Source organism: Oceanobacillus kimchii X50 (assembly GCF_000340475.1).
GTDB lineage: Bacteria > Bacillota > Bacilli > Bacillales > Amphibacillaceae > Oceanobacillus > Oceanobacillus kimchii.
The window spans coordinates 3,599,096-3,620,498 of the sequence record NZ_CM001792.1; the positions used below are offsets into that span (position 1 = coordinate 3,599,096).

Sequence of the window (21,403 nt, forward strand, 5' to 3'; positions counted from 1 at the left end):
TTGCTTATTACAGTGTACTTGATTTTAATGTTTACAATTAGGTTAATGAAGCTGATAAAGAGGGATAAGTTGATTTCTTAAAAGGAAAGGAATGATTTTATGAACTCAATGACGGAAACATCAAAAAATAAGTTATCTCTAACTGGGACAATTATGCAATTAATAGTCCTTTTGATTATTTCACCATTGGTTACAAATTGGTATAGTGATAATGTTCCATTATACTTTATATTTATAGGGATAATTACAATAAGCAATGTTGTTATTGAAAAATTCTCTATAAGCAAAAAAGGTAATAACACACAAAATTATATGTTACTTTTTCTAATGATTACAATACCAATAAACTTAATTCTAATAATAGTTATACAATCTATTTCATAATGTTAATTTTATTTTAATGAGGTTACAGACTTCATACAGTCTAACTGTAGTAAATAATTCTATCAATAGCCTCTTTTTCTGTTCAAATAAATAGCATAATAAGCACTTGTTGCCTAATACGCAACCAAGCGCTTAATGGTTTAGAAACCTTGATAGGATTAAGACTATCAAGGTCTATTTTCCTTCACTTCTTCAAACCATAAATCATACGGTAGTAGTTCGTCATCAATCGAATAAACTAAATCATATCTATATTTCCCTTTTAAGCTATTTTTCTTTACATTATAATATAATTTCATTTCTGTTGGCATTTCTTTATTGAACTCTTTACATTTATTATGAATAAGTTTTAAATTTTGATTACCTATTCTTAATGCGTCCTTCTGTCTTTCCCTCGAAATATCGTAAACTTGATTGTGTTGACTATCTCCTTTTGCAACCTCGCTTAGTTGATGTTTATGAACAATCTTCCCATTAATTTTATAGAAAAAATCAAAAACATACATTTCGGGTTCATATGAACAATAAATAAAGATCTCATCTGCTTTATTATCGACATATTCTAAACAAGTAGCCACCATATCTGTTTGTAATTCTGAAAAATAGTCCTCAAATACCTTCATCATAATCCCCCTAATTTTCTAAACTTGCAAATCTCATACGACCATCTATTTCATATTCTATATCAAAGCTTTTCGGTCTTAAACTGTTTCCTTCGAATTAACTTTAACATTAACTGAAACATCTTTTCCTTTTTCTATTGCTTTAGCCCAAACGTTAAGTAACTTAGATTTTAGAACTTAAAAAGAGCATTCTTAAATAAGAATACTCTCTTAAGCAATGACCATACACCAATTAATATTGGTTCCTATTAACCAATAAGATATAATTCTTTAAGGGTTTCTATAAAATCAGTATCTCCCTTAACATCTACCTTATTAATAAGATAATGAAATTGACGTAGTTTAATAGAAAAATTATATAAAACAGCCGCTGCGCTATTCATGTTTCTAGATTTATCTATATAAACCTTAGAATCTTTTTTTCCTAAAAACAAAACGTTATATTTATCATTTTTGCTTTTTTCTAAAATTATTTTATCTTGTTTAAGTACCAAAATAGAATAATACTGTTCATCTATAGAAGTTTTAAATATTTGTTCAATATCCGTTAATGAGGTCGCAACTTTAATTTTGTTTTTAACATTTGCATCATAATTTCTTACTTCTAACTTACTTTTCACAAAAATATATAAAGCCAATACTGACTTATATTCATCTATAAATGTATCTACTTTATATTCTTTACCTCGAACTACTTCAAAAAGTTCATACTGATTTTGTACTTCATTTAAAGTTAATTTAACTATTTTTTCTGGATAAGCTTCACCACCTAATGGGGCTACACAAATAAAACCTTTTTCCTTTTTGGTCACTTTAAATTCTGTATCGATTAAATTATAAATACGACTTACGTCCATAAATATTTATTTTTCCTCCCTTTCTCTTGTTTTCCCACCAGTCTCACTTCATATCCATAATAAACATACATTATTTATGTCGTCTTAGGGTAGAAAATTTGACATCTACAGGAAAACTGTATTAATCCTTATCATCATTTATTTCTTTTAAAAAATCAGGATCAATCCAAACACCTTCAACTTTATAATCACCTAAATCTTCGTCATGGTCATAGGGTTTAATAACATTTAAGAAATCTGTAAAACTACTAGCTACTTTTATAAGAGGATTAGCTGAATAAATATTTTCGTCTATGAGTTCTGTATCATGGTCCCAGAAATTTATACTCTCGTTATGAATATTTAAACAAACTATACTTCCTCCCTCTACTCTACAAATAGGTAAATTTCCATTTGGTACCCGTTCTTTATATATTTCAAATTGATATTTTAAATCAAAGATTTTAGCATTACCAATACCAAAAAAGTCAGTTATCGAAAATGACCTTATTTCTTCACTTTGAAGTTTAACAATGTTTAATTTAGGAGTTCCACCATTATTCATTTCTAAGAAATTCTTATAATCTTTTGGTAAACTAACGCCTAACTCTTTTTGAAAGTTATCAAATTCTTTCTCATTAAACTCTACATTACTTGGTTTTATTTCAAGCATTATTTACACCTCTTTCAGGATAATTTAAATCACGGCGCTAATCCTTTTCTGATTAATGCCGCACCACCGGTATGTCTAACAGCCTGATGTAAATCTGTCGGTACCAACATTAATGTTCTACCATCTTCCACATGATGCTATGTAAAACCTCTAGGAGTTTTCTTTAATCCTAGAGTTTTATTTGCAACAGTAAAATCACTGGTTGTATTTCCTTTTAATCCATCTACTTTTACATTAACTTTAGAATAAGGACTAAAATCTGGGAAACGATCTTTTGTGAATTTAACTCCATTTGGATACTTTTTAGCTAACTCACCACTTAGCCTGTACGTCTGTCCTGCATATTTCTTATTTATAATTCTAACACCTTCATATTTAAACCCTTTATCCACATCCCCACTAAATTCACTCTTCTTCGCAGGAACCTCACCCTTACTATTCACTTTAAAGCCATCATATTCCTTCACTAGCTTGCCAGCTTTTCCAAATTTCCCGATTGGTAATAAGAAAAACCCAGCCATCGCGTTCTCGCCAACTGTTGCTTCATTATCTACTAGTGTTTTCATTTCGTCGAGATTTTCCCACAAAAAAGATTGAAATAAGAGTTTTAACTTCTTATTTCAATCTTAAATATATTCAAAATTATTGTTTTAGTTTCCATTCTCTTACAAAAGAACTGTTTTTAATGCCTCTCCCAACATAGATTCAAAACTAACATACGTTTGAATTTTGGTCCCTGAAGGTTTATCGAGTTCAACAAATACGTTCTCTTTCAGATCATAACAATACCAAGCTGTATTTGAGTCTCCAAAAAAAATATATTACTTTTGCCACTCATTCTCATACCAAAGCTCGTTACTCTCAATAATCCCATGGACATCATCCTCTACTTCTTGATCAAGAAGAACTTTATCCACACCATAAATTACTAATCCATTAAAATCTAAACCATTTATTGTCTTGAGAAATTCAATATATTGACTAGGTAATAAAATGCTCCCTAATTTCTGCTGAATATAATCATTCATTTTTTTAATTTCAGCATCCGTGGCCGGAATTCTTAGTGAATCTCCGTATTTTTCTTCAATTTTCTCTATTTCTACCAATAAATTTTTCCACTGGGGCATATCTACACTCCTTTCATTTAAATGGTTTTGATGGATACAGATCCCCATCAAACATAGGCCAATCTATCTTCTTACTTTGTTTAGGCGCTAATCCTCGTGTTAAAGAGTTTTGTTCATTAGTTATCGCTTTATGATAAGGATCATTCTTTATCAAGACTAGGTTCACCATTTCTATCACTACCCTTACTCACATTCGAACTCCCACCACTACCCCCACTTCGAAGAGTGTCCGTCTTAACTAAATGATAAGCTCCAGTTGCATCCTGTACAAGCCCGACTTCAGGCATTCGTACACGGAACCACTCGCGAATGTTGGTTAGTGTTGGTAATTTTCCAGGTATATACGTATTAGTACTTGATACAGTAGATTTAGTACTTGGTGAATCCTTGTCTTTCTTCGGTGCTGCTTGTGCACCTGTCGTTTTACTATTTGGAACGGATATACCTGCTTTAGGGCTTGATGTCATGAAAGCGAAAACAATTCTTCGTATTGTTTTCTTCGAATAACGTAATATTATTTGCCCATTAGAAAAACACCTCCAACCCTGTATATTTTTATATACGATGTTGGGGGTGCTTTTACTGTACCATTTATTACTTCTGTTTTTCCTATGCTTCAGGATCCTCATAGAGATTATCCAAAAATTCATTAATATCATCTGCTAAAAAATACATATTTCTCATATCATCTGGATTTTCCAGTTCCTGTTCATGATCCCAAAAATAAATCTTGTCGTAATAAGGTTCCTTTGTCCCTAAACATATAACATTTCCTGAGGGATCATCTCCTATTGGAATAAATCCTACTGGTAACCTCTCATCCATTATCTCAATAAAGTCTGTCAAATTATCATACATATCACCAATACCATAAAAAACATTCAAAACACTTGGTCCTTGCTCAGTGGATATCATAAATAAATTAGGTATCACTTTCCCCCCATTCCATTTTAATAAAAAATTAGTATACTGTTCAGTTAGTTTCATGTTATTTTCATTTTCAAATGTTTCTATTTGTTCTAAAGAAAGATTATCATGTGTACCATAGATTTCCGCCATATATATCCTCCTAACTAATTTCCATTAATGATACTTATTCCACCTGCATGAGTAAATTCTCTATGAACTTTTTTATCGACAAGAATCATCGTTTTTCCATCTTGATGATGATGCCAAGTATAACCTTCAGGAGCTTCATTTAAAGAAGCAACTGGTGGATTAGAGTCTTTATTCAATCCTGACTTGATATTTGCATTTTTATAATCTAAAGGGCGATTTGTTGGACTTGCTATATCAATTTCTACTGGTTTAACAGTTGGATGTGCAAACTCAGTGAAATCTGGATATCCATTAGGGTAACTTACTGTTTGACCTTTTTTATTTGTATATACCCACGTTCCATTGTTACCTATTTCCACAGTTCCTCCTTTTTTCACCCATTTCTCAGGAGCCGGTGAATATGAGGGTTTATTTGTAAGTTGTTCTTTTGTAAATTTTATTTGTTTACTCTCATTCGAACTCCCACTACTCCCCCCACTTCGAGGGATATCCGTCTTAACTAAATGATAAGCTCCAGTTGCATCCTGTACAAGCCCGACTTCTGGCATTCTCACACGGAACCACTCGCGAATGTTGGTTAGTGTTGGTAATTTACCAGGTACATACGTATTATTACTCGATACAGGAGAGTTAGTACTTGTTGAATCCTTGCTTTTCTTCGGTGCTGCTTGTGCACCTGTCGTTTTACTATTTGGAGTGGATATACCTGCTTTAGGACTTGGTGTCCGTATAAACATAAGCATACCCATTGAAATCACATGCGCAACATGTTCTTTTGAATTTGGATCATCCGGATTAAACGCACCCTCAGCAAGATCCACTCCACCCATTGTTACCCAGTTGGCAAAATCCGCAGGCGAATTTAACATGTTTTCACTATAGCCTACCATCGAATTGTAAGTATTCTTTCCACCATCTAAAGCACCGACGGTTAAATAATTGGCAAAGTCATAAAAAGAATTCATCTCATTATCATTTAATTCTTCTAGATGATTGCCAAACCCTTGAACTGCGTCTTTCCCTAGTTCATAAGTTGAATCTAACGTTCTCATAAAGCTAGATCCAAATCTATTTAGAAAGCCCTTATCCTCTTCCACCGGCTTCAAGCGTTCTTCTGGAATATTTCCTACAACAATTAAAGAGTTACATGATATATTAAAAAGTGCGAATCAATAATCCTTGATTCACACTTAGTTTTGTTTTTTAATCTGATAGTAATTTCAAATAGTACTTATCATTCTCTTCTATTCTAGTTAAAAATTCCTCAAGGGAATTCGCTATTTGGATATCATAATAATAAACTGGATTTCTTCTATCATCGTTTAATTCAATTGATATTAAAGCAGTTTCACTACCTTCGAAAAAAATTAATTTATTATTCTCATATTATTCACAAATTTCAATATCAGGATAATACTCAAAATTATTTATTCTCAAACGATCCTAAAAATCAAATTGAAAAGTTAAAACGGCATTAAGGAATAAAGAATATAAGAAGATGCCGCCAATTAATTAAATATCTTCTTCCCAAGCCTCTTTTGCATCCATCAACCTCTGTGATAAAAACTCATAAAAACCACCAGCTGTGTTAAATTCATCAAGTCCCCCTTGCCTATTCCATGCTATTACTGGACATTCTTTATTTTCCATATTACCTGTATCTAAACAATAAGCATATTCATCTACATCTTCAATGACTACTAATTTCTCACTCATTCCTAAATCCCTATAATTCTCCGTTTCTATAACGACAGAAGCTATATTATGATTAGACACTCCTAAAATATCGACACCAAATAAACCACCAGACCCAAAATTATTTAAAAACCACTTATAACTTTCTGGCAACTCTAACTTTAGAGCATCTTGAACATAATCAATCTGATTATTATCTACTCCTCCAGTAAAATCATCTGGCTCCATATTTCTCTTAATAAATTCCGTTAATTCCTCTTCATTCATCAAAGACTCCTCCTTTTAGAAATCTCCATTATCTATCTGGTTAGCTCTCCATCTCCAATATTTTGACCTGAAATTTTCATATTGCTTCTTTAAGGCAGGATCATTTCTAAAGCTACCACCATTCTCTACTAATCCATGCAATATTCTATCATATTCTTTATGCATACTACTTGGAATCTCCACCATTGATCCAGGTTCTTTTTGAATTAAATGATGAAGTTCTATTTTCGTTCCATCTTTCCAAATTGGAGGTCTCCCTTTTTTCATTAATTGATAATTACTTTTGCCAGTCTTAGGGTCTATTCTCTCATAATCAATATCTAGCCTTTGATATACTCTTCTGCTAGTATCTCTTATTTCTCCGTTAACTTTTGTTGTTCCAGTATATTCTACATCCTTATAGTTTTTATAGTCTTTACCAGTATTATTGCTATTACCACTCTTCTTCGCAGGAATTTCACCCTTACTAGTCACTTTAAAGCCATCATATTCTTTCACTAGCTTGCCAGCTTTTCCAAATTTCCCAATCGGCAGTAGGAAAAATCCAGCCATAGCCTTTTCGCCAACAGTTGCTTCATCATCTACTAGAGTTTTTACGTCATCAAGGAATAAAAAGTCTACTGCTGCTTTTCCACCTTGGAGGGTCTTCTCACCTGCCCATGCTGCTCCATCAACTATTGCATCTCCTGCTTTGAAGGCGCCGTCCCACATTTTCTTACTAGAATTTACCGTTTCATTTAACAGCTTTCCGCCTATTTCAACCGTTCCATCCGCCACTTTTTTCGATAGGGCTACGGTATGATCCCATAGGCTTTTATCCTCTTCCACCGGCTTCAAGCGTTCTTCTGGAATATCTCCCACAAAATGATACTTCATGACACCATCGTGATCCATGAAGGAGCGAACGATTCTTCCATCTTGCAACGTAAGATAGTTTCCGTAGTATTCACCTTTATAATCACGTACCGATTGGCTGCTTACAACCTTAGCATCTAAGCTCTTGTACTCATCTTCTAGCATGACTGGAGATGTCGTATCGACGATAGTTGCTAAGGCGCGCATGCGATAACTCATCGTCATACTCATTGTATCATTTAATTGTGCTCGTACAATCGATGCAGCTGTATTTCCCATTGCAAGATAACTAGAGTTGGTTATCGATCTAAATATGTCTAAGACAACATCTTTCGGTATGGTTTTTTGTACAATTCCAGCAATCATTTGCTGGTGGACATCGAGTTGTGTAATCGAGTTTGTTTGGTAACTCGTCATAATCAATTGGCGATCTTTTGTTAACGATTGAATGTCAGAGAGGTAATTTTCTAGGAGGTCCACATCGTTTTCCGTAGTTGTTAATTTATGGGTTGCTTCTTGATCAAATTGATGAAGCTTTTCAATGGTTTTATTTACTTTGCTTTCTGTCTTTTCGACACTGTGTATGAATTGATCATCGGATAGATCTGACAGATGAATAATATCACGTACCGAACGTAAGATATCATTCGTTTCATCGGTAAGTTGTGCCGTTTGTTCTTTCGCTTTATTTAATTGACGCTTCATTTCTGTTTTTAGAAAATCCTCGTCAATAAATGCTTGTTCGGATCTGTCTAGCTCATACAATAACTGTTGAATTTGCCTTAGAATATCATGATACTCTCGAACAATTCCTTCTAAATAAACTGCTAGTGGTGCATGGATATCTTTATAAAAAGCCCTGATGGAAGATGCTGCTTGACCACTAAAATCGGACTCAGTATTCAGTATACCAGTAATTTTTCCGTGTACTTCTGCCACTTGATTTGCTAACTCAGATAATAGCTTTGTCGTCTGTTCAATTCCTTCATGAATCGTTGAAGCTTCTATTGTCTTCATTCTCCTAAATCCTTCCCTCCTACTCCCCCGCTAGGATTCAATCATTTCTATTCCTTTTGCAGCCATTCTTTCCTCTTCTTCTAAACTATCTAACGTACGATAAGCAGTAAAAAGATGTTTTGTGGAGATTTCTCGATATCTTTCGGTCAGCTCTTGCAAACGTTGATTTAGCTGGTTTATTTTCTCAACTACTTCTACGTTGTTGTTGCCGCGAATATCCGAGATCCCTTTCAACTTCACTTGGTTGACTGCCTTTTCATAGTCTTGAAGTTTATGTTCAACCGGACTTCGATTCAATTTTATTTCACCCATGTCTTCACTCCCTCAACACTTCAGAATACGCATCTTATTTCATGGTAAAATTTAACTTATTTTTCATCTCTTTCTAGTATAAACATCCTTACTCATGATTCGAAGGGGAAATTTTGACTATTTTTTAAGGATTACGTATATAAAACAGACTTTTGAACTAGTTATTAAGAATGGTTACAGTCAGAAGCTTCTTTCTCGGCTTATCATCTGTGTATCCAGTTGATTCCGTTTTTCTAATGAAGTTATTGTTCTAATCATGCTCAAATAAAAAGAAAACTGAAACTACCAAATAATTGAATAAAAGTAAAAAAATGTATATAATCCAACTACATCGTTCCATACCATCCTAATCGTTTGCTAGAATTGAACAAGTTTATTTTTAATAACAATCTGAAATAAGTAATTTATAAAAAGGAAGCAAGAGGAATAAAAGAGAGGATTACACAGCACATGTTCGTTACATCACAAAATAGACAACCTGAGATAAAAAAGCGCGCCATTTCATTAGATTTAGCAAGAGGCACGATCTTATTATTAATTGTACTCGCCCACGCGCCACTTTACTTATATAACGCGGAACCAGGGCTTATGCAAAGAGTCGCGAGTACGAACTTCTTTGATGAAATTGTAAACCTTTTTGGAATATTTTTTATTGATCATCGAGCGAGAGCAATGTTTGCCTTATTGTTAGGGTATGGTTTAGTTTTGTTATTTAATAGCCAACGCTCTAAAGGAAAAAGTGAGAAAGATGCAGCAAAATTGATACGAAGACGTTCCTGGTATTTAATCTTATTCGGTTTCATATTAGCAGTCATCGTAGGCGGGCAAGATATCCTTATGGCTTATGGTTTTGCTGGACTTATTGTAAGCACGCTATTAAGTCGGAATCTTAAAATAATCGTACGATCACTTATCATTATTACACTAATTTACTGTCTTGTGACTCCAATATTATGGGGATTCGGTATGCTAGAATTCAAGAGTTACGGTTTCCCACTAGATTTATCAGCAACAGACACCTATGTAAATCGCACATTATCTCTTTTAGCTACTTTTCCAATCATTCCAATTATCATTCATTTGATGATTCCTATACTCCCATCCGTTTTGATAGGGATGTGGTTAGCTAAAAAACAGTTATTGACAAAGCCAGAATTACATTTAAGATCACTTAAACTCATAAGTGTTATAGGCTTAACGATTTCGATATTAGGTGCACTACCACTATCCTTAATAGGGAGCGTGTGGCATCCAAGTTTCTTTGTATCAGGTTTAATATTTGGGCTCCATATATTAACTGGAATTGCAGGTGGGTTAGCCTATGCAGCAATTTTCGGATTAATTGGGGCTAAATTAAAAGAACCCGGTCCTATTAGTAATTCTTTAAAAGCTTTAGGAAAACGTTCATTAACATTTTATATATGGAATGAGGCTATGCTTGTTCTATTTTTATCACCGGTAGCACTTGATTTAGCAGGAACAGTCAATAACGGGATAGCTGCTCTTATTGCTGTGGGCATTTGGATGTTTTCCATTTTGATGGCGACTTTATTAGAAAAAAACAATATGAATGGTCCATTGGAAATTGTAATGAGGCGAATGATGTATAAAAATGCATAAACTTAACAACAACCGAGATAATTGAGATTACCTCGGTTGTCTTTCGTTTTGAGAGCATTCCTTCAAGGGTGAATACGAATCTTAAAAATCTAGTATCTGTACTTACTGCATTGTACTCTCATCCTATCACTTCAAGTCCTTCACACCTGTTTCCAATACTTCCATCTGAAGCAGGGTCTGTTCGTCTGTGATTGTTTTGTCTTTCCCATGGATGACCGCTTGATATAAATCATCATATACACGTCCGTAATCGCCATTAACGGACTTCACTTTTTCCTCATGGATAGTACCTTCTTCATCGACATAGGTCAGTAGGCCATAATGATCGAGTGTATCAATACCAAAATCGTTGTTATCCGGCATGTAAAATAACTTCAAATGCTCTTCCTGACGATCTTTGGTTTGTTTCACAAAGCTGCCGTTCTTTCCGTGAATAACGAAGCTTGGTCTTTCTTTCAATCTAAAGTAACTGGATTTCACCGATACTTTTAACCCGTCGTAATACAAATCGAGATCAAAGTAATCATTCATTCTTCCTTGTCCTAATAACTGTCTGACATCATAGTGGATATGATCGGGCTTGCCAAAATAGCTAAAGACCTGATCGAGTGTATGACAGCCATGTCCGTATAAAAAGGACGAAGCCGGATCAAAAGTATCCGCAGATTCAGGTACTTCAGGACGATAGTAGTCATAATGCATTTCTACTTCTAAAAGCTCTCCTAGTTTCCCTTCTTCGATCACTTTTTGCACGGTTAAGAAATCACTATCAAATCGTCTATTTTGATAGGCTTGGACAACTAATCCTTTCTCTTTCGCCAGTGCAAATATTTCTTCTGCCTGTTCGGAAGTCTCCATAAACGGCTTTTCTACTAAACAATGTTTATTATGTTCGAGTACGTTTTTGGCGTATTCATAATGGCTGTCATGTTTTGTGCAGACAACAATCAGTTGAATGTCCTCATCCTGTAATAATTCATCTATATCCGAAGTATAATGTACTCCAGGAATTTTGCCCCAGCTATCACGATCAGGGTTTCTGCGATAAATGGTTTTAACCTTGATATTGTCTCTTTGCAGTACAAACGGCAGATGGTATCGATTGGTGCTTTTCCCATTGCCAATATAACCGATAGTAAGCATAGCCAGCCTCCTAAAATTTCGTGTGAAGTTTGTAAGAAAAAATACCTCCTTGATAATAGTTCTATCATACAGGAGGTACTTTTTCTATTTGAGCCAATCTCATAATTGCTAAGTTCCCTTTAAAAATTTTGGTGATAGTTACATAATAACGTTCGTGTTATAGCCAAAACTAGGCTTTGATTGCAATGAAAGACGGCGACTCCTGCAGGGATAGCACGAGCTGAAGATCCACTTGAAAAGTGTTCTTCTTTTCAAGTTAGCTGAAGCTGTGCCTGTGGAAAGCGTCCGTCTGCAATGGAAATCAAAATAGCCTCATTCGGATTCCACGCAAATATATTATTATGAGATTGATTCATTTATTTGAAAATGATTCTTACATTAAACCGATAACATGGAAGACGATACCTACCACGAACAATCCAAGAATCATAATGATTGGAGAAACTTTCTTCCTTAGTAGCCACATACAGAGAAGCGTTAATAGCAACCCTGCTAAACCAGGAATTAAGCTATCTAAGTTGTCCTGTAAGGTCGTTACATTCGTCTGGGTCAGTGATCGACCCTGTTCTTGCTGAATCAGTGCGGTTTGAATTCCTTCCGATCCTGCAGGCAAGCTATCCCAATCAATATAAGCACCATCGTCCAATTGAACCTCGGATACCGTCGGAGCAAATGAGACAGCTACCCACCTATTTACCAATGCACCGAGGATAAACATACCGAGTATCGAGGCGCCTTTGGTAATATCCTGAAGTAATCCGCCAGATAAATCGTCGGTAATTTTGGAACCGGCTTTGTAACCAAGTTCTTGTGAATACCACTTGAATCCCATACGAATAAGATTCCATAATACAAAGTAAAGAATTGGTCCGAGTATATTACCGCTAAGTGCAAGCGAAGCCGCTAAAGCACCAAGGATTGGTTTCACTGTGAACCAAAACATCGGATCTCCGATACCTGCAAGAGGTCCCATCATACCGACTTTTACCCCTTGAATTGCCTTGTCATCCACCGGAGCGCCGTTTGCCCGTTCTTCCTCAAGTGCTAATGTTACACCAATAATCGGAGAAGCTACATATGGATGTGTATTAAAGAATTCTAAATGACGTTGTAGTGCTGCAGCACGATCTTCTTTTGTTTTATACAATCTCTTGATGGCAGGAATCATGGAAAATGCCCAACCACCGTTTTGCATACGTTCATAGTTCCAAGAACCTTGAATGAAAGTGGATCGCCACCAAATCGCAATCCGATCTCTTTTTGTTAATTTCATCTCTTGAGCCATTTTATGTCCCTCCTTTTTAGTAGTTATCTATAATTTCACCTAGCGGATCCCCAGTGTTTCCGTTGCCACCATTACCTGAACCGCCTTGTTTTGTAAGTGCTAAGTAAATTAATGCAAGAGCTACACCGATACCACCAAGACCCATTAGAGTGATGGATGGGATAGTTGCTAATACGAAACCGATCGCAAAGAACGGCCATACTTCTTTTGTCGCCATCATGTTAATAACCATTGCATAACCAACAGCTACTACCATTCCACCGCCGACTGCTAGACCATCTGTTAACCAAGAAGGCATAGATTGAAGTAACTCTCTAACTGGACCTGCACCAATTGCCAAAATTAATGCAGCTGGGATTGCGATACGTAACCCTTGTAAACAAATAGCGACAATATGCCAAAAATCAATTCTTCTAATGTTTCCTTCTCGGGCTGCCGCATCCATTAAGTGCACCAAACCAGTCGCAATCGTTCGAACGATAATAGTTAATAATAGACCTGCAACTGCAAGTGGTACTGCAATCGCGATTGCTGAAGATACACCTGCTTCTCCCTGGCCACCTAATACAAGAATAATTGCCGATGCAATGGATGCCAGTGCAGCATCTGGTGCTACAGCAGCTCCAATGTTTGCCCAACCTAACGCGATTAATTGTAGGGTACCACCTAAGATAAGACATGGTACTACTTCTCCTGTAACTAATCCGATTAACGTACAGGCAATAATAGGCTGATGGAAGTGGAATTCATCCAAGATTCCTTCTACACCAGCTAAAAATGCTACTATAATAATTAATATTATTTGAATAATAGTCAATTCCATAATCATTAATCCTCCTTTTTTTACTGATGATTAGGATTATCTTTGTTTGTCCAGCTCTGCCTGAGCCCTTCTCATAATCTCATCCATGTTTCCTCTGGAATCGTTCGGTACTTTACGCACGTCGAATGTCAATCCAGCTTCTTTTAGTTTTTTAAATGCATCGAGATCCGCTTGGCTAAAGGCCAAAACTTTATTCGGCTGCACTTTACCAGGTGAGTGTGCCATTGAACCAACGTTGATGGTTTCTAATGGAACGCCACCTTCTACCGCTCGAAGTACATCATGCGGGTTTTCGAATAGGAGTAACGCTCGCTGACCTCCAAAATGTTTATCATCTTTGGCAAGCTCAATCATTTTATTAATGGGAACAACGTGTGCCTTTACCCCTGATGGAGCAGCTTGCTGGATTAATTTCTTACGTAGCTCATCCTTCGCTACTTCATCTGATACAACGATGATACGTGTAGGCAACGTATTCTTTGTCCAAGCAGTTGCCACTTGCCCGTGCAGCAAACGAGAATCGATACGGGCTAATACATAATCAAATGTACCAGGAGTACCTGTATTCACTTGTTGAGCATTATCTGCAGTAGCTTCTGCTGGTTCTAATTCTTCTGGTTTTACCTTAACCGCTTCTTTTGCTGTTCCTAAAATATGTACAGCAATTTCTTGGGCTGATTCCTTGGAAAAGCGTGTTGCAAAAGCTTCAATCAACATTGCTAAGTTTAACCCAGCAACGATTGCCCATTTATCTTGGTGCGCTTCCATCAAGCCACTTGCTTGGTTGAAAGGAGTTCCACCCCAAAGATCGACTAAGAATAATACTTCGTCTTGATTTTCGAAAGAGGCGATTGCTTTTTCCATTTTTGCCCTTACATCATCAGGTCCCTCGCTCGGCATCAATGTAACTGCTTTTACATTTTCTTGTTTTCCGAAGATCATTTCTCCAGATTGCAAGATACCCTCTGCGAATTCACCATGAGTAGCAATGATAATTCCTACCATCTTTTTACCTCCTATTCTTATTGTGAAAGCTTACATAAATATGGCATCCCTAAAGTATGTTTTATTCGCTTATCTAGAGCGGTTACACTTCTGATTGGAATAAAAAAGGCATGAGTAAAAAGACGATTAAATAAAGGTAGGAGAAATAAAAAGAACCTGACCTTCGTGTTAATCTATACTTTTTACTCATGCCTGATCGAATCAGTAACACGTAAAATAATAAAGATAGCTATTTAATTTTTATTTGAAACCGTTTTAATTTTACCGCTAAAAATAATCATTTAAAAACTTTAAAGATTTCCTTAGGTGAATTATATCATAGCCATTTTCCCACTACAAGAAAATATTTCACGATAATCGACCTATACATTACAAGGGTCTAATTCTATTTTCTCAAACAAAAGCGATTTTATAAGGATTCTATCATACTTTACCAATCTACTTTTTCAGCAAATCGAGTGCTTATAGATATTCAATTCTATTTCTTTTTACGCTTAAAATTGCGTTTAATAACATCAAAGAATCCTAAGGACTGAACCATACGATTCGGCTCAACATATTCACGAGTAGCCCGCAAGACTTTTTTTGGATCTTTTGAAGAAAATGTATAGGTTCCATTTCGCTTTGTTTGGATAGCGTAACGCGGGATCCATTTCCCTTTGAATAGAACGGAAGCAATCACATAATCTACTTCTTCCCAAGGAATTTGAATAAATTTACGCGCATCACGTTTATTGTAGAACTCAAATCCTTTATCTCCAATCATGATCTTTCCATAGTCTGTCAAATTTATATGTGAGGTCGCATCAATAACTAAGTCGACCTTTGTATTAATGGATTGAACCATTTAATATACCCCATTTCTTTCCCTATTCACTTACTCATTATTATACACATTGTAGCACTATTAGCAAAAATACTTTGGGAAATTTGATGCAGTTTTCGCAGGAGAATGGAGTAGACAGCTTCTCGCTGACAGTCATAATTTAAATCACTCTATCATGGTTGCATCAGCCATCGATGTGCTTCTGAAAACAGTGGACCCCACGTAGATTCATGGTGTGTTCCATCTGGAATGACGTCAAATCGAATTCTGCTTTGCGCTACACCTGCTGTAATCAGCGTCTGACGAGCAAGCGTGACATGCTCACAAGCAATTCGGTTAAATTCTGGATTATCCGTCTCCTGTTCTCCGATGCTCAAGTAGATTCGCAGTGTAGGAGAAACCTCCGACTGTTCAATTAACTGGAGAATCGCACCGCTGTCCTGCCACATCACGAAAGAAAAGCCACCCACTCGGTTGAACTGCTCAGGATAACAGATGGCAGTGTAAAGCGATATGTATGCACCAAAAGAGCTGCCACCAATCATTGTATGTTCCGGTGTGGAAAGAGTGCGATAGTGACGATCGATATAGGGCTTGAGAGTCTCCGCAAGAAATGCAGCATAAGCCTCTCCTTTGCCCCCAAAACCATATTCCGGATTAATCGTGAAATTATATTCATTGTTGCGCTGGTCGCCTCCATGATCAATAGCAACTACGATAGTCTCAAGCCCAGGTTCATCAATCGTCAATTTCTCCAACGTCTCATCAACGCCCCACTCCGTTCCCCAAGATGTCGCTTGATTAAACACATTTTGCCCATCATGCATATATAAAACAGGGTACCTGCGAATGTCTTCGTTATAGCTTCTTGGCAAGTAAATCCATACTCTTCGCTCCGTGTTAAGCTGTGGAATTGGGAAGGCATTAATTATCCGAACATCACCAGAAATGGAATGCATCTTATCGTCGTTCAGAACTTCTTCCCAAGGCATATCAGTAGTTTCTATCATACATGATTTTCCCCTTTTCATTTTTACTCTAACCCTGATTCGAACAGTTTCCAGACTCCTTCAAATTCACGTTTAATATCAATGAGGAACCATTTTCTGCATACGCTGGCGAGGAAAGCCAGGAGAATGCCAATAGAATAGCATATAATTGTTCTTCATCTTCAATTCCACTTGCTTCTTTTAAGCTTTTCACTAAATCCCCAATGTGTCGTGTCCAAACAACTGGATTTCGATCGATGTAGATGGTATAAAGCTTGAACATTTCCGGCTCACGGACACAAGCCTGATATTTGGATTCGCTCAAACCCCAAAGCCAATCATGAACAATTTCCTTTGTAGATGAATAATCTTCAGTTTCAAAAGGAACGTAACTAAACATATTATATTTAAAAATCTATCTTTTCTCCGTTAATACTGAACTCAATTATTTCAGCAATATTAAAATCATCTCTGTGTTCAATTATGTAAGCAATTTCGTAAGGTTCTCCATCTACATGTAGCTTCTGATATACAGAGGTAGTTAAATTTTCCTCGTTCAATTCAGACCCACCGCTAATATGTTCTATATTTTCTCCTACGATGTTTTTTTCAAGAATTTCACTAGTTAATTTATGATTAGCCTCTGGCAAAATAGCATAATTTCCATTATCACCGTACCATTTTGCGTCAACAATCTCTAACCAATTAAACCACAGCTCTTCAGGATCTTCTCCGTATTCTTCAGCTATCTCGTATACAGTCTCCCGATCACCTGAGAAATCATCTATAGCATTTAATCTTGTCATTATTATATCGTACCACTCAAGGTCTTCTTCGGTAAGATTTCTTAATCTAGTTACTTCTGGATAGAAGGTTGTTGTAATTTCGTCGGCTACAATACTTCTTTCTTCAGGTTCTTCAATTGCTTCTACAGTTTCTACTACGGTCTCTTCTATTGTATCCTCTGAGCTTTCTTCAGTATTGGTTGCTGCAGAACAACCAACTAGCATTAACCCTAACAATCCAATTAATAATAATTTATTAACAAAAAACCTCATTTTCTTCACCCCCTAAAATATTTAATCGAAAAGGTCATCACTAAAGTTACAACCAATTGTTATTTTATCACTAAACTCAATGATATTTATGTAATATTTGAAAAATACTATATACAAGCATCACAAGAAAAATTAACATAAAACTACCAGAAAACCTCATTTACTTGTGATACGGTTCCCCCCGATTAATCCGAAAACTACGATAAACCTGCTCCAGCAACACCAGTCGCATCAACTGATGAGGGAATGTCATCTTGGAAAACGACAATGCCAAGTCACTTCTTTTTTGCACGTCCAGACTAATCCCGAGTGATCCACCAATCACAAATACAACTTTGCTTTTTCCATACGTGGCAAGCTCGTCCAATTTCTTTGCAAGTTGCTCAGATCCTAGCATCTTTCCTTCAATCTCGAGTGTAATCACAAACGCATCCGGTGCGATATGAGATAGAATTCGTTCGCCTTCTTTGCGTTTGACTTCTTTCATTTCCGCTTCGCTCATGGTTTCTGGTGCTTTTTCATCTGCTACTTCGATTATCGACACTTTTGCATATGCATTTAGGCGTTTTTTATATTCATCAATACCTTGTTTTAAGTACTTTTCCTTTAATTTCCCAACCGATACAATCGTTATATTCATACAAATCTTCCTTTTCGACGCATGTTTTCCTTTAGTTTACCATATGACAATCAAATAATAATTCTATTCACCTTTTAAGATAATACTATGATTCCCTACCTAGGAAAAAAATTTGTATTTGCATTTAATCGAATTGTTAATTACAATGTAATTGATCAATAAATAACTAAAAGTGGGTGTCTGGTATGGTCAGGTCAAGCAAAGAAAATCGGAAGGAAGAAATCCTTGAAGCAGGATTAGAAGTATTCGCAAAAAGAGGTTATCATAACACAACTACCGCACATGTTGCAGAAAAAGCGGGTATATCCCAACCATATGTATTTAGATTTTTTAAAACAAAGGAAGAATTGTTTATTGCAGCTCTAGATCGAGCGTTTGAAAGGATTCTTCTGGCTTTTAAAAATGTCGATTCGAGTCCAGAACAGCTCGTTGATAAAATGATTGAAGCATATGAAGAACTTTCTGAATTGCACCCTAATGAAATCGCACTACAGGTGATAGGAATTTCGGTAACAGAAGAAGCTATACGAAATGCAACAAAAAAAGGATTATCCAACATTCAAAACTACACTTTAGAACGATTTAAAGACGCTGGAATAGAGAATGTGGAGAGTGAAGTTACGACGTTCTTAGCAAGAGGAATATTATGCAATATTTCTTATTTCTTAGACCTCCCAGAACTTATAGCAAAAAGTAAATAATCGAATCTAGATTATTTATTTTTTACAACTTTATTTATTGATTAATCACTAACAAAAATTGAGGAGCTGAAGATATGAAATTAAACAAAATCGACTTTGTTTTTATTGGAATAATTGTCGTTTGTATCATTAGTTGGTGGGATTAATGCTTATTTTCAACATTTTAAAAAGGAGGTAATACAGATGATGAAGAATAATAAAGAAAATTCTATTTCCTCTTTATCCATTGGATTAAGTATAGTAACTATTATCTTTGTATTGTTCACTTTTTGGGATTAAACAACAAATTGCATACTTACAATGTGATTATTTAGCGGAATTGCATAATAAAGAGTTTAAATTAATTCTAATTATTTTATTGTATTCTTTGTTATTGATTAATCACTAACGAAAGGAGTGTTTAAATGAAAACAGCGATTGTACTAGGAGCAACTGGTGGTTCAGGTCAAGTTATAGTTTCAGAATTATTGAACAGAGGGGTAGAAGTTATTGCTTTTGGACGTTCTCAAAGTAAACTGAAAGCATTAATAGAGGAACATGATAATAACCCAAAATTAACTTATACACTGGGAGATATATTTGATTATCAAACAATTATACAGGCTGCAAAAGATGTGGATGTTATTTTCCAATGTGCAAATGTTAAATATCAAGAGATGAAAACCAAACTCTTGCCACTTGGGGAAAGTGTAATGAAAGCAGCAGATGCTTTAGGGAAAAATATTGTTATTGTAGATGGTATTTATGTGTATGGACATCAAGTCGCTAAAGGGGATGAAAATCACCCACATCACCCCCATACGAAAAAAGGCAAACTTAGAGTCGAATTCGAACAATTAATATTCAACAGCAAATGGAAAAACGCCAAAGCATTAATTGTTAGGTTGCCTGATTATTATGGCCCTACATCACAAAATTCTTACCTGCAACCGACACTGGAAGGAATTGCAGCCAATAAGACATCGATTTTTATAGGCAATTTGAAAACTCCTCGTGAATACGTCTATTTGCCCGATGCGGCTAGAATGATTGTAAATATAGCTGAAAAGGACGATTCTTATGGAGAGAACTGGAACATACCTGGGGCAGGGTTGATCTCCGGGAAAGAGATAATCAAAATTTCTCGTCAAATAACTGGCAATCAAAAAATAGTTATCCCACTAACTAAAAGTACAATTCGTTTTATTGGTTTATTTGATGAATTTATGAGAGAAATAGTTGAGATAATGTACCTTACTAAAGAAGGATTTATCCTAAGTGGAGAAAAATATGAAAAACGAATCGGTACCATTCCAAAAACGCCTTTTAAAGAAGGTCTTAAAGAAACATTACGTGTATTAATGGCCAAAGAAAAATAGATAATATCTGCGTTTTAGGCAATGAAACGAATGAAGCTTGGCGGTCTTATGAAGTAAGACACAACAAAAGCAATCTTTCATGTTGTGTCTTACTTCGATTTTGTAATTACTTAGCTAGAAAAGTTCCCGAGCAACTATTCTTATTCACTACTAATGAGGTTCAGACAAAAACTCCCAACTTATAAATAGAAAATTAACCTTAGAAACTCATTACTGTTCTTCCAGCTGATCGGTTATCAGCATATGTCCCGGAGCATGGGCTATCATGATTGGTGGCTTAACATTCAATCCAACATTCTGCGGGGTCACACCACAAGCCCAAAACACCGGAGTCCTTTCCTCTTCATCAAAAGAAATACTTTCTCCATAATCTGGGTTGTCTATATCCGTGATACCAATTTCTTCAGGATTACCAATATGAACCGGAGCCCCGTGAGAAGTCTCAAACCTTTCCGTAATCTTAACTGCTTTATCGATCTCCTCTGTCTTCAACGCCCGCATGCTCACGACGATGTTCCCTTCAAAGCGCCCAGCTTTTTCACAAGGAATGTTGGTCTTGTACATCGGCACCACCCGATCTTGTTCTTGGTGAAGAAGTCGAATGCCATTCTCAAGCAACGCCTTTTCAAACGTAAAGCTGCAGCCGATAAGAAACGTGACAAAATCCTCTTGCCATTCCTCATTTATATCCGTAACTTCTTTATCCAATTGACCGTTACGATAGATTCGGTATTTAGGCAAATCCGTACGAACGTCCGCATCAGCTATCTTCGGGGTTGTCACACCTTCTTCAAGCACATCAACAATCGGGCATGATTGCCGATTACGCTGACAGAACAACAGAAATTCAAATGCATATTCTTTTGGCAAAATAATCATGTTGGTTTGTAAAAAATTATCACACATACCAGACGTGGTGCCTGTGTACTGATTAGAACGAAATGACTCTCGCTGTTGCTTTGGATGCAATGTAATCTCCTCCTATGTATGCGAACTTTTTTTTACTCTAACATATCTATCTATTTATTTGTTAAATGAGCCAACTGTCTAGTACTGAACAAATAATCTGCCAGAAATAGCAATTAAAAAACAGCAATACCAGACCTT

At 35.9% G+C, this 21,403-nt stretch carries 24 protein-coding genes and 1 pseudogene; 3 read left to right on the plus strand and 22 right to left on the minus strand.

Annotation, left to right across the window (positions count from 1 at the left end):
• Nucleotides 1-551: 551 nt before the first annotated feature.
• From C794_RS18245 to C794_RS18300, 12 genes and pseudogenes are all read right to left on the minus strand, one after another.
• Nucleotides 552-1,007 carry a hypothetical protein gene (locus C794_RS18245; protein WP_017798619.1) on the minus strand — a complete coding sequence of 152 codons (456 nt, stop codon included), beginning with the start codon at nucleotides 1,005-1,007 and terminating at the stop codon, nucleotides 552-554.
• 248 nt (nucleotides 1,008-1,255) lie between these two features.
• Nucleotides 1,256-1,864 (minus strand): hypothetical protein, encoded by a 609-nt coding sequence (locus C794_RS18250; RefSeq protein ID WP_017798620.1) that lies wholly within the window; start codon nucleotides 1,862-1,864, stop codon nucleotides 1,256-1,258.
• A 121-nt stretch (nucleotides 1,865-1,985) separates the two neighbouring features.
• Entirely contained in the window at nucleotides 1,986-2,516 is a 531-nt protein-coding gene (locus C794_RS18255) for an SMI1/KNR4 family protein (protein WP_017798621.1), read from the minus strand.
• A gap of 29 nt (nucleotides 2,517-2,545) precedes the next feature.
• The gene (locus C794_RS21400) at nucleotides 2,546-2,647 is read right to left on the minus strand and encodes an HNH endonuclease (protein WP_083900540.1); all 102 of its coding nucleotides are present in this window, start codon (nucleotides 2,645-2,647) and stop codon (nucleotides 2,546-2,548) included.
• Nucleotides 2,648-2,653: 6 nt separating this feature from the next.
• A complete protein-coding gene (locus C794_RS18260) occupies nucleotides 2,654-3,082 on the minus strand; it encodes a hypothetical protein (protein WP_017798622.1) in 429 nt (142 codons plus the stop codon).
• A 99-nt stretch (nucleotides 3,083-3,181) separates the two neighbouring features.
• Nucleotides 3,182-3,643: pseudogene (locus C794_RS20045) on the minus strand (YrhA family protein).
• A 140-nt stretch (nucleotides 3,644-3,783) separates the two neighbouring features.
• Entirely contained in the window at nucleotides 3,784-4,110 is a 327-nt protein-coding gene (locus C794_RS18275; RefSeq protein ID WP_077596826.1) for a hypothetical protein, read from the minus strand.
• A gap of 142 nt (nucleotides 4,111-4,252) precedes the next feature.
• The gene (locus C794_RS18280; protein WP_017798626.1) at nucleotides 4,253-4,702 is read right to left on the minus strand and encodes an SMI1/KNR4 family protein; all 450 of its coding nucleotides are present in this window, start codon (nucleotides 4,700-4,702) and stop codon (nucleotides 4,253-4,255) included.
• Between the two features lie 14 nt (nucleotides 4,703-4,716).
• Nucleotides 4,717-5,754: an HNH endonuclease gene (locus tag C794_RS21095; RefSeq protein ID WP_083900554.1), complete on the minus strand. Its 1,038-nt coding sequence runs from the start codon at nucleotides 5,752-5,754 to the stop codon at nucleotides 4,717-4,719.
• Between the two features lie 460 nt (nucleotides 5,755-6,214).
• Nucleotides 6,215-6,664 carry an SMI1/KNR4 family protein gene (locus C794_RS18290; RefSeq protein WP_017798628.1) on the minus strand — a complete coding sequence of 150 codons (450 nt, stop codon included), beginning with the start codon at nucleotides 6,662-6,664 and terminating at the stop codon, nucleotides 6,215-6,217.
• 15 nt (nucleotides 6,665-6,679) lie between these two features.
• Entirely contained in the window at nucleotides 6,680-8,536 is a 1,857-nt protein-coding gene (locus tag C794_RS20555; protein ID WP_017798629.1) for a T7SS effector LXG polymorphic toxin, read from the minus strand.
• Nucleotides 8,537-8,566: 30 nt separating this feature from the next.
• Nucleotides 8,567-8,848 (minus strand): YwqI/YxiC family protein, encoded by a 282-nt coding sequence (locus tag C794_RS18300; RefSeq protein ID WP_017798630.1) that lies wholly within the window; start codon nucleotides 8,846-8,848, stop codon nucleotides 8,567-8,569.
• A gap of 450 nt (nucleotides 8,849-9,298) precedes the next feature.
• On the opposite strand from C794_RS18300, the gene C794_RS18305 reads away from it, so the two are divergent.
• On the plus strand, nucleotides 9,299-10,468 hold the full coding sequence (locus tag C794_RS18305) for a DUF418 domain-containing protein (protein WP_017798631.1): 1,170 nt from the start codon (nucleotides 9,299-9,301) through the stop codon (nucleotides 10,466-10,468).
• A gap of 126 nt (nucleotides 10,469-10,594) precedes the next feature.
• Here the strand turns inward: C794_RS18305 and C794_RS18310 are convergent, their stop codons facing one another.
• The 9 genes from C794_RS18310 to rlmH all read right to left on the minus strand — a co-directional run bounded on the left by C794_RS18310 (nucleotide 10,595) and on the right by rlmH (nucleotide 18,237).
• Nucleotides 10,595-11,611 (minus strand): oxidoreductase, encoded by a 1,017-nt coding sequence (locus C794_RS18310; protein ID WP_017798632.1) that lies wholly within the window; start codon nucleotides 11,609-11,611, stop codon nucleotides 10,595-10,597.
• Nucleotides 11,612-11,984: 373 nt separating this feature from the next.
• Complete coding sequence (locus tag C794_RS18315; protein ID WP_017798633.1) at nucleotides 11,985-12,896, minus strand: PTS system mannose/fructose/sorbose family transporter subunit IID; 912 nt, start codon at nucleotides 12,894-12,896, stop codon at nucleotides 11,985-11,987.
• 16 nt (nucleotides 12,897-12,912) lie between these two features.
• Entirely contained in the window at nucleotides 12,913-13,719 is an 807-nt protein-coding gene (locus C794_RS18320) for a PTS mannose/fructose/sorbose transporter subunit IIC (RefSeq protein ID WP_017798634.1), read from the minus strand.
• A gap of 36 nt (nucleotides 13,720-13,755) precedes the next feature.
• Complete coding sequence (locus tag C794_RS18325; RefSeq protein ID WP_017798635.1) at nucleotides 13,756-14,724, minus strand: mannose/fructose/sorbose PTS transporter subunit IIA; 969 nt, start codon at nucleotides 14,722-14,724, stop codon at nucleotides 13,756-13,758.
• Nucleotides 14,725-15,202: 478 nt separating this feature from the next.
• Entirely contained in the window at nucleotides 15,203-15,571 is a 369-nt protein-coding gene (locus C794_RS18330; RefSeq protein ID WP_017798636.1) for a DUF956 family protein, read from the minus strand.
• Nucleotides 15,572-15,723: 152 nt separating this feature from the next.
• Nucleotides 15,724-16,560 carry an alpha/beta hydrolase gene (locus tag C794_RS18335; protein WP_017798637.1) on the minus strand — a complete coding sequence of 279 codons (837 nt, stop codon included), beginning with the start codon at nucleotides 16,558-16,560 and terminating at the stop codon, nucleotides 15,724-15,726.
• Nucleotides 16,561-16,588: 28 nt separating this feature from the next.
• Nucleotides 16,589-16,864, minus strand: a complete 276-nt coding sequence (locus tag C794_RS20050; RefSeq protein ID WP_195891529.1) for a hypothetical protein — start codon at nucleotides 16,862-16,864, stop codon at nucleotides 16,589-16,591.
• 82 nt (nucleotides 16,865-16,946) lie between these two features.
• Complete coding sequence (locus C794_RS18345) at nucleotides 16,947-17,597, minus strand: hypothetical protein (RefSeq protein ID WP_017798638.1); 651 nt, start codon at nucleotides 17,595-17,597, stop codon at nucleotides 16,947-16,949.
• A gap of 160 nt (nucleotides 17,598-17,757) precedes the next feature.
• Nucleotides 17,758-18,237: a 23S rRNA (pseudouridine(1915)-N(3))-methyltransferase RlmH gene (gene rlmH, locus C794_RS18350; RefSeq protein ID WP_017798639.1), complete on the minus strand. Its 480-nt coding sequence runs from the start codon at nucleotides 18,235-18,237 to the stop codon at nucleotides 17,758-17,760.
• 185 nt (nucleotides 18,238-18,422) lie between these two features.
• Here rlmH and C794_RS18355 point away from each other — a divergent pair, with 185 nt between their 5' ends.
• Both C794_RS18355 and C794_RS18365 read left to right on the plus strand, forming a co-directional pair.
• The gene (locus C794_RS18355; protein WP_017798640.1) at nucleotides 18,423-18,938 is read left to right on the plus strand and encodes a TetR/AcrR family transcriptional regulator; all 516 of its coding nucleotides are present in this window, start codon (nucleotides 18,423-18,425) and stop codon (nucleotides 18,936-18,938) included.
• A gap of 404 nt (nucleotides 18,939-19,342) precedes the next feature.
• Nucleotides 19,343-20,296 carry an SDR family oxidoreductase gene (locus tag C794_RS18365; RefSeq protein WP_017798642.1) on the plus strand — a complete coding sequence of 318 codons (954 nt, stop codon included), beginning with the start codon at nucleotides 19,343-19,345 and terminating at the stop codon, nucleotides 20,294-20,296.
• 210 nt (nucleotides 20,297-20,506) lie between these two features.
• Here the strand turns inward: C794_RS18365 and C794_RS18370 are convergent, their stop codons facing one another.
• Nucleotides 20,507-21,265: a putative hydro-lyase gene (locus tag C794_RS18370; RefSeq protein ID WP_017798643.1), complete on the minus strand. Its 759-nt coding sequence runs from the start codon at nucleotides 21,263-21,265 to the stop codon at nucleotides 20,507-20,509.
• Nucleotides 21,266-21,403: the final 138 nt, after the last annotated feature.

Coding starts and splice junctions, on each gene's coding strand:
- C794_RS18245 (WP_017798619.1), bottom strand. CDS start 1,007: ATGAAGGTATTTGAGGACTATTTTTCAGAATTACAAACAGATATGGTG.
- C794_RS18250 (WP_017798620.1), bottom strand. CDS start 1,864: ATGGACGTAAGTCGTATTTATAATTTAATCGATACAGAATTTAAAGTG.
- C794_RS18255 (WP_017798621.1), bottom strand. CDS start 2,516: ATGCTTGAAATAAAACCAAGTAATGTAGAGTTTAATGAGAAAGAATTT.
- C794_RS18260 (WP_017798622.1), bottom strand. CDS start 3,082: ATGAAAACACTAGTAGATAATGAAGCAACAGTTGGCGAGAACGCGATG.
- C794_RS18275 (WP_077596826.1), bottom strand. CDS start 4,110: ATGACATCAAGCCCTAAAGCAGGTATATCCGTTCCAAATAGTAAAACG.
- C794_RS18280 (WP_017798626.1), bottom strand. CDS start 4,702: ATGGCGGAAATCTATGGTACACATGATAATCTTTCTTTAGAACAAATA.
- C794_RS21095 (WP_083900554.1), bottom strand. CDS start 5,754: ATGAGAACGTTAGATTCAACTTATGAACTAGGGAAAGACGCAGTTCAA.
- C794_RS18290 (WP_017798628.1), bottom strand. CDS start 6,664: ATGAATGAAGAGGAATTAACGGAATTTATTAAGAGAAATATGGAGCCA.
- C794_RS20555 (WP_017798629.1), bottom strand. CDS start 8,536: ATGAAGACAATAGAAGCTTCAACGATTCATGAAGGAATTGAACAGACG.
- C794_RS18300 (WP_017798630.1), bottom strand. CDS start 8,848: ATGGGTGAAATAAAATTGAATCGAAGTCCGGTTGAACATAAACTTCAA.
- C794_RS18305 (WP_017798631.1), top strand. CDS start 9,299: ATGTTCGTTACATCACAAAATAGACAACCTGAGATAAAAAAGCGCGCC.
- C794_RS18310 (WP_017798632.1), bottom strand. CDS start 11,611: ATGCTTACTATCGGTTATATTGGCAATGGGAAAAGCACCAATCGATAC.
- C794_RS18315 (WP_017798633.1), bottom strand. CDS start 12,896: ATGGCTCAAGAGATGAAATTAACAAAAAGAGATCGGATTGCGATTTGG.
- C794_RS18320 (WP_017798634.1), bottom strand. CDS start 13,719: ATGGAATTGACTATTATTCAAATAATATTAATTATTATAGTAGCATTT.
- C794_RS18325 (WP_017798635.1), bottom strand. CDS start 14,724: ATGGTAGGAATTATCATTGCTACTCATGGTGAATTCGCAGAGGGTATC.
- C794_RS18330 (WP_017798636.1), bottom strand. CDS start 15,571: ATGGTTCAATCCATTAATACAAAGGTCGACTTAGTTATTGATGCGACC.
- C794_RS18335 (WP_017798637.1), bottom strand. CDS start 16,560: ATGATAGAAACTACTGATATGCCTTGGGAAGAAGTTCTGAACGACGAT.
- C794_RS18345 (WP_017798638.1), bottom strand. CDS start 17,597: ATGAGGTTTTTTGTTAATAAATTATTATTAATTGGATTGTTAGGGTTA.
- rlmH (WP_017798639.1), bottom strand. CDS start 18,237: ATGAATATAACGATTGTATCGGTTGGGAAATTAAAGGAAAAGTACTTA.
- C794_RS18355 (WP_017798640.1), top strand. CDS start 18,423: ATGGTCAGGTCAAGCAAAGAAAATCGGAAGGAAGAAATCCTTGAAGCA.
- C794_RS18365 (WP_017798642.1), top strand. CDS start 19,343: ATGAAAACAGCGATTGTACTAGGAGCAACTGGTGGTTCAGGTCAAGTT.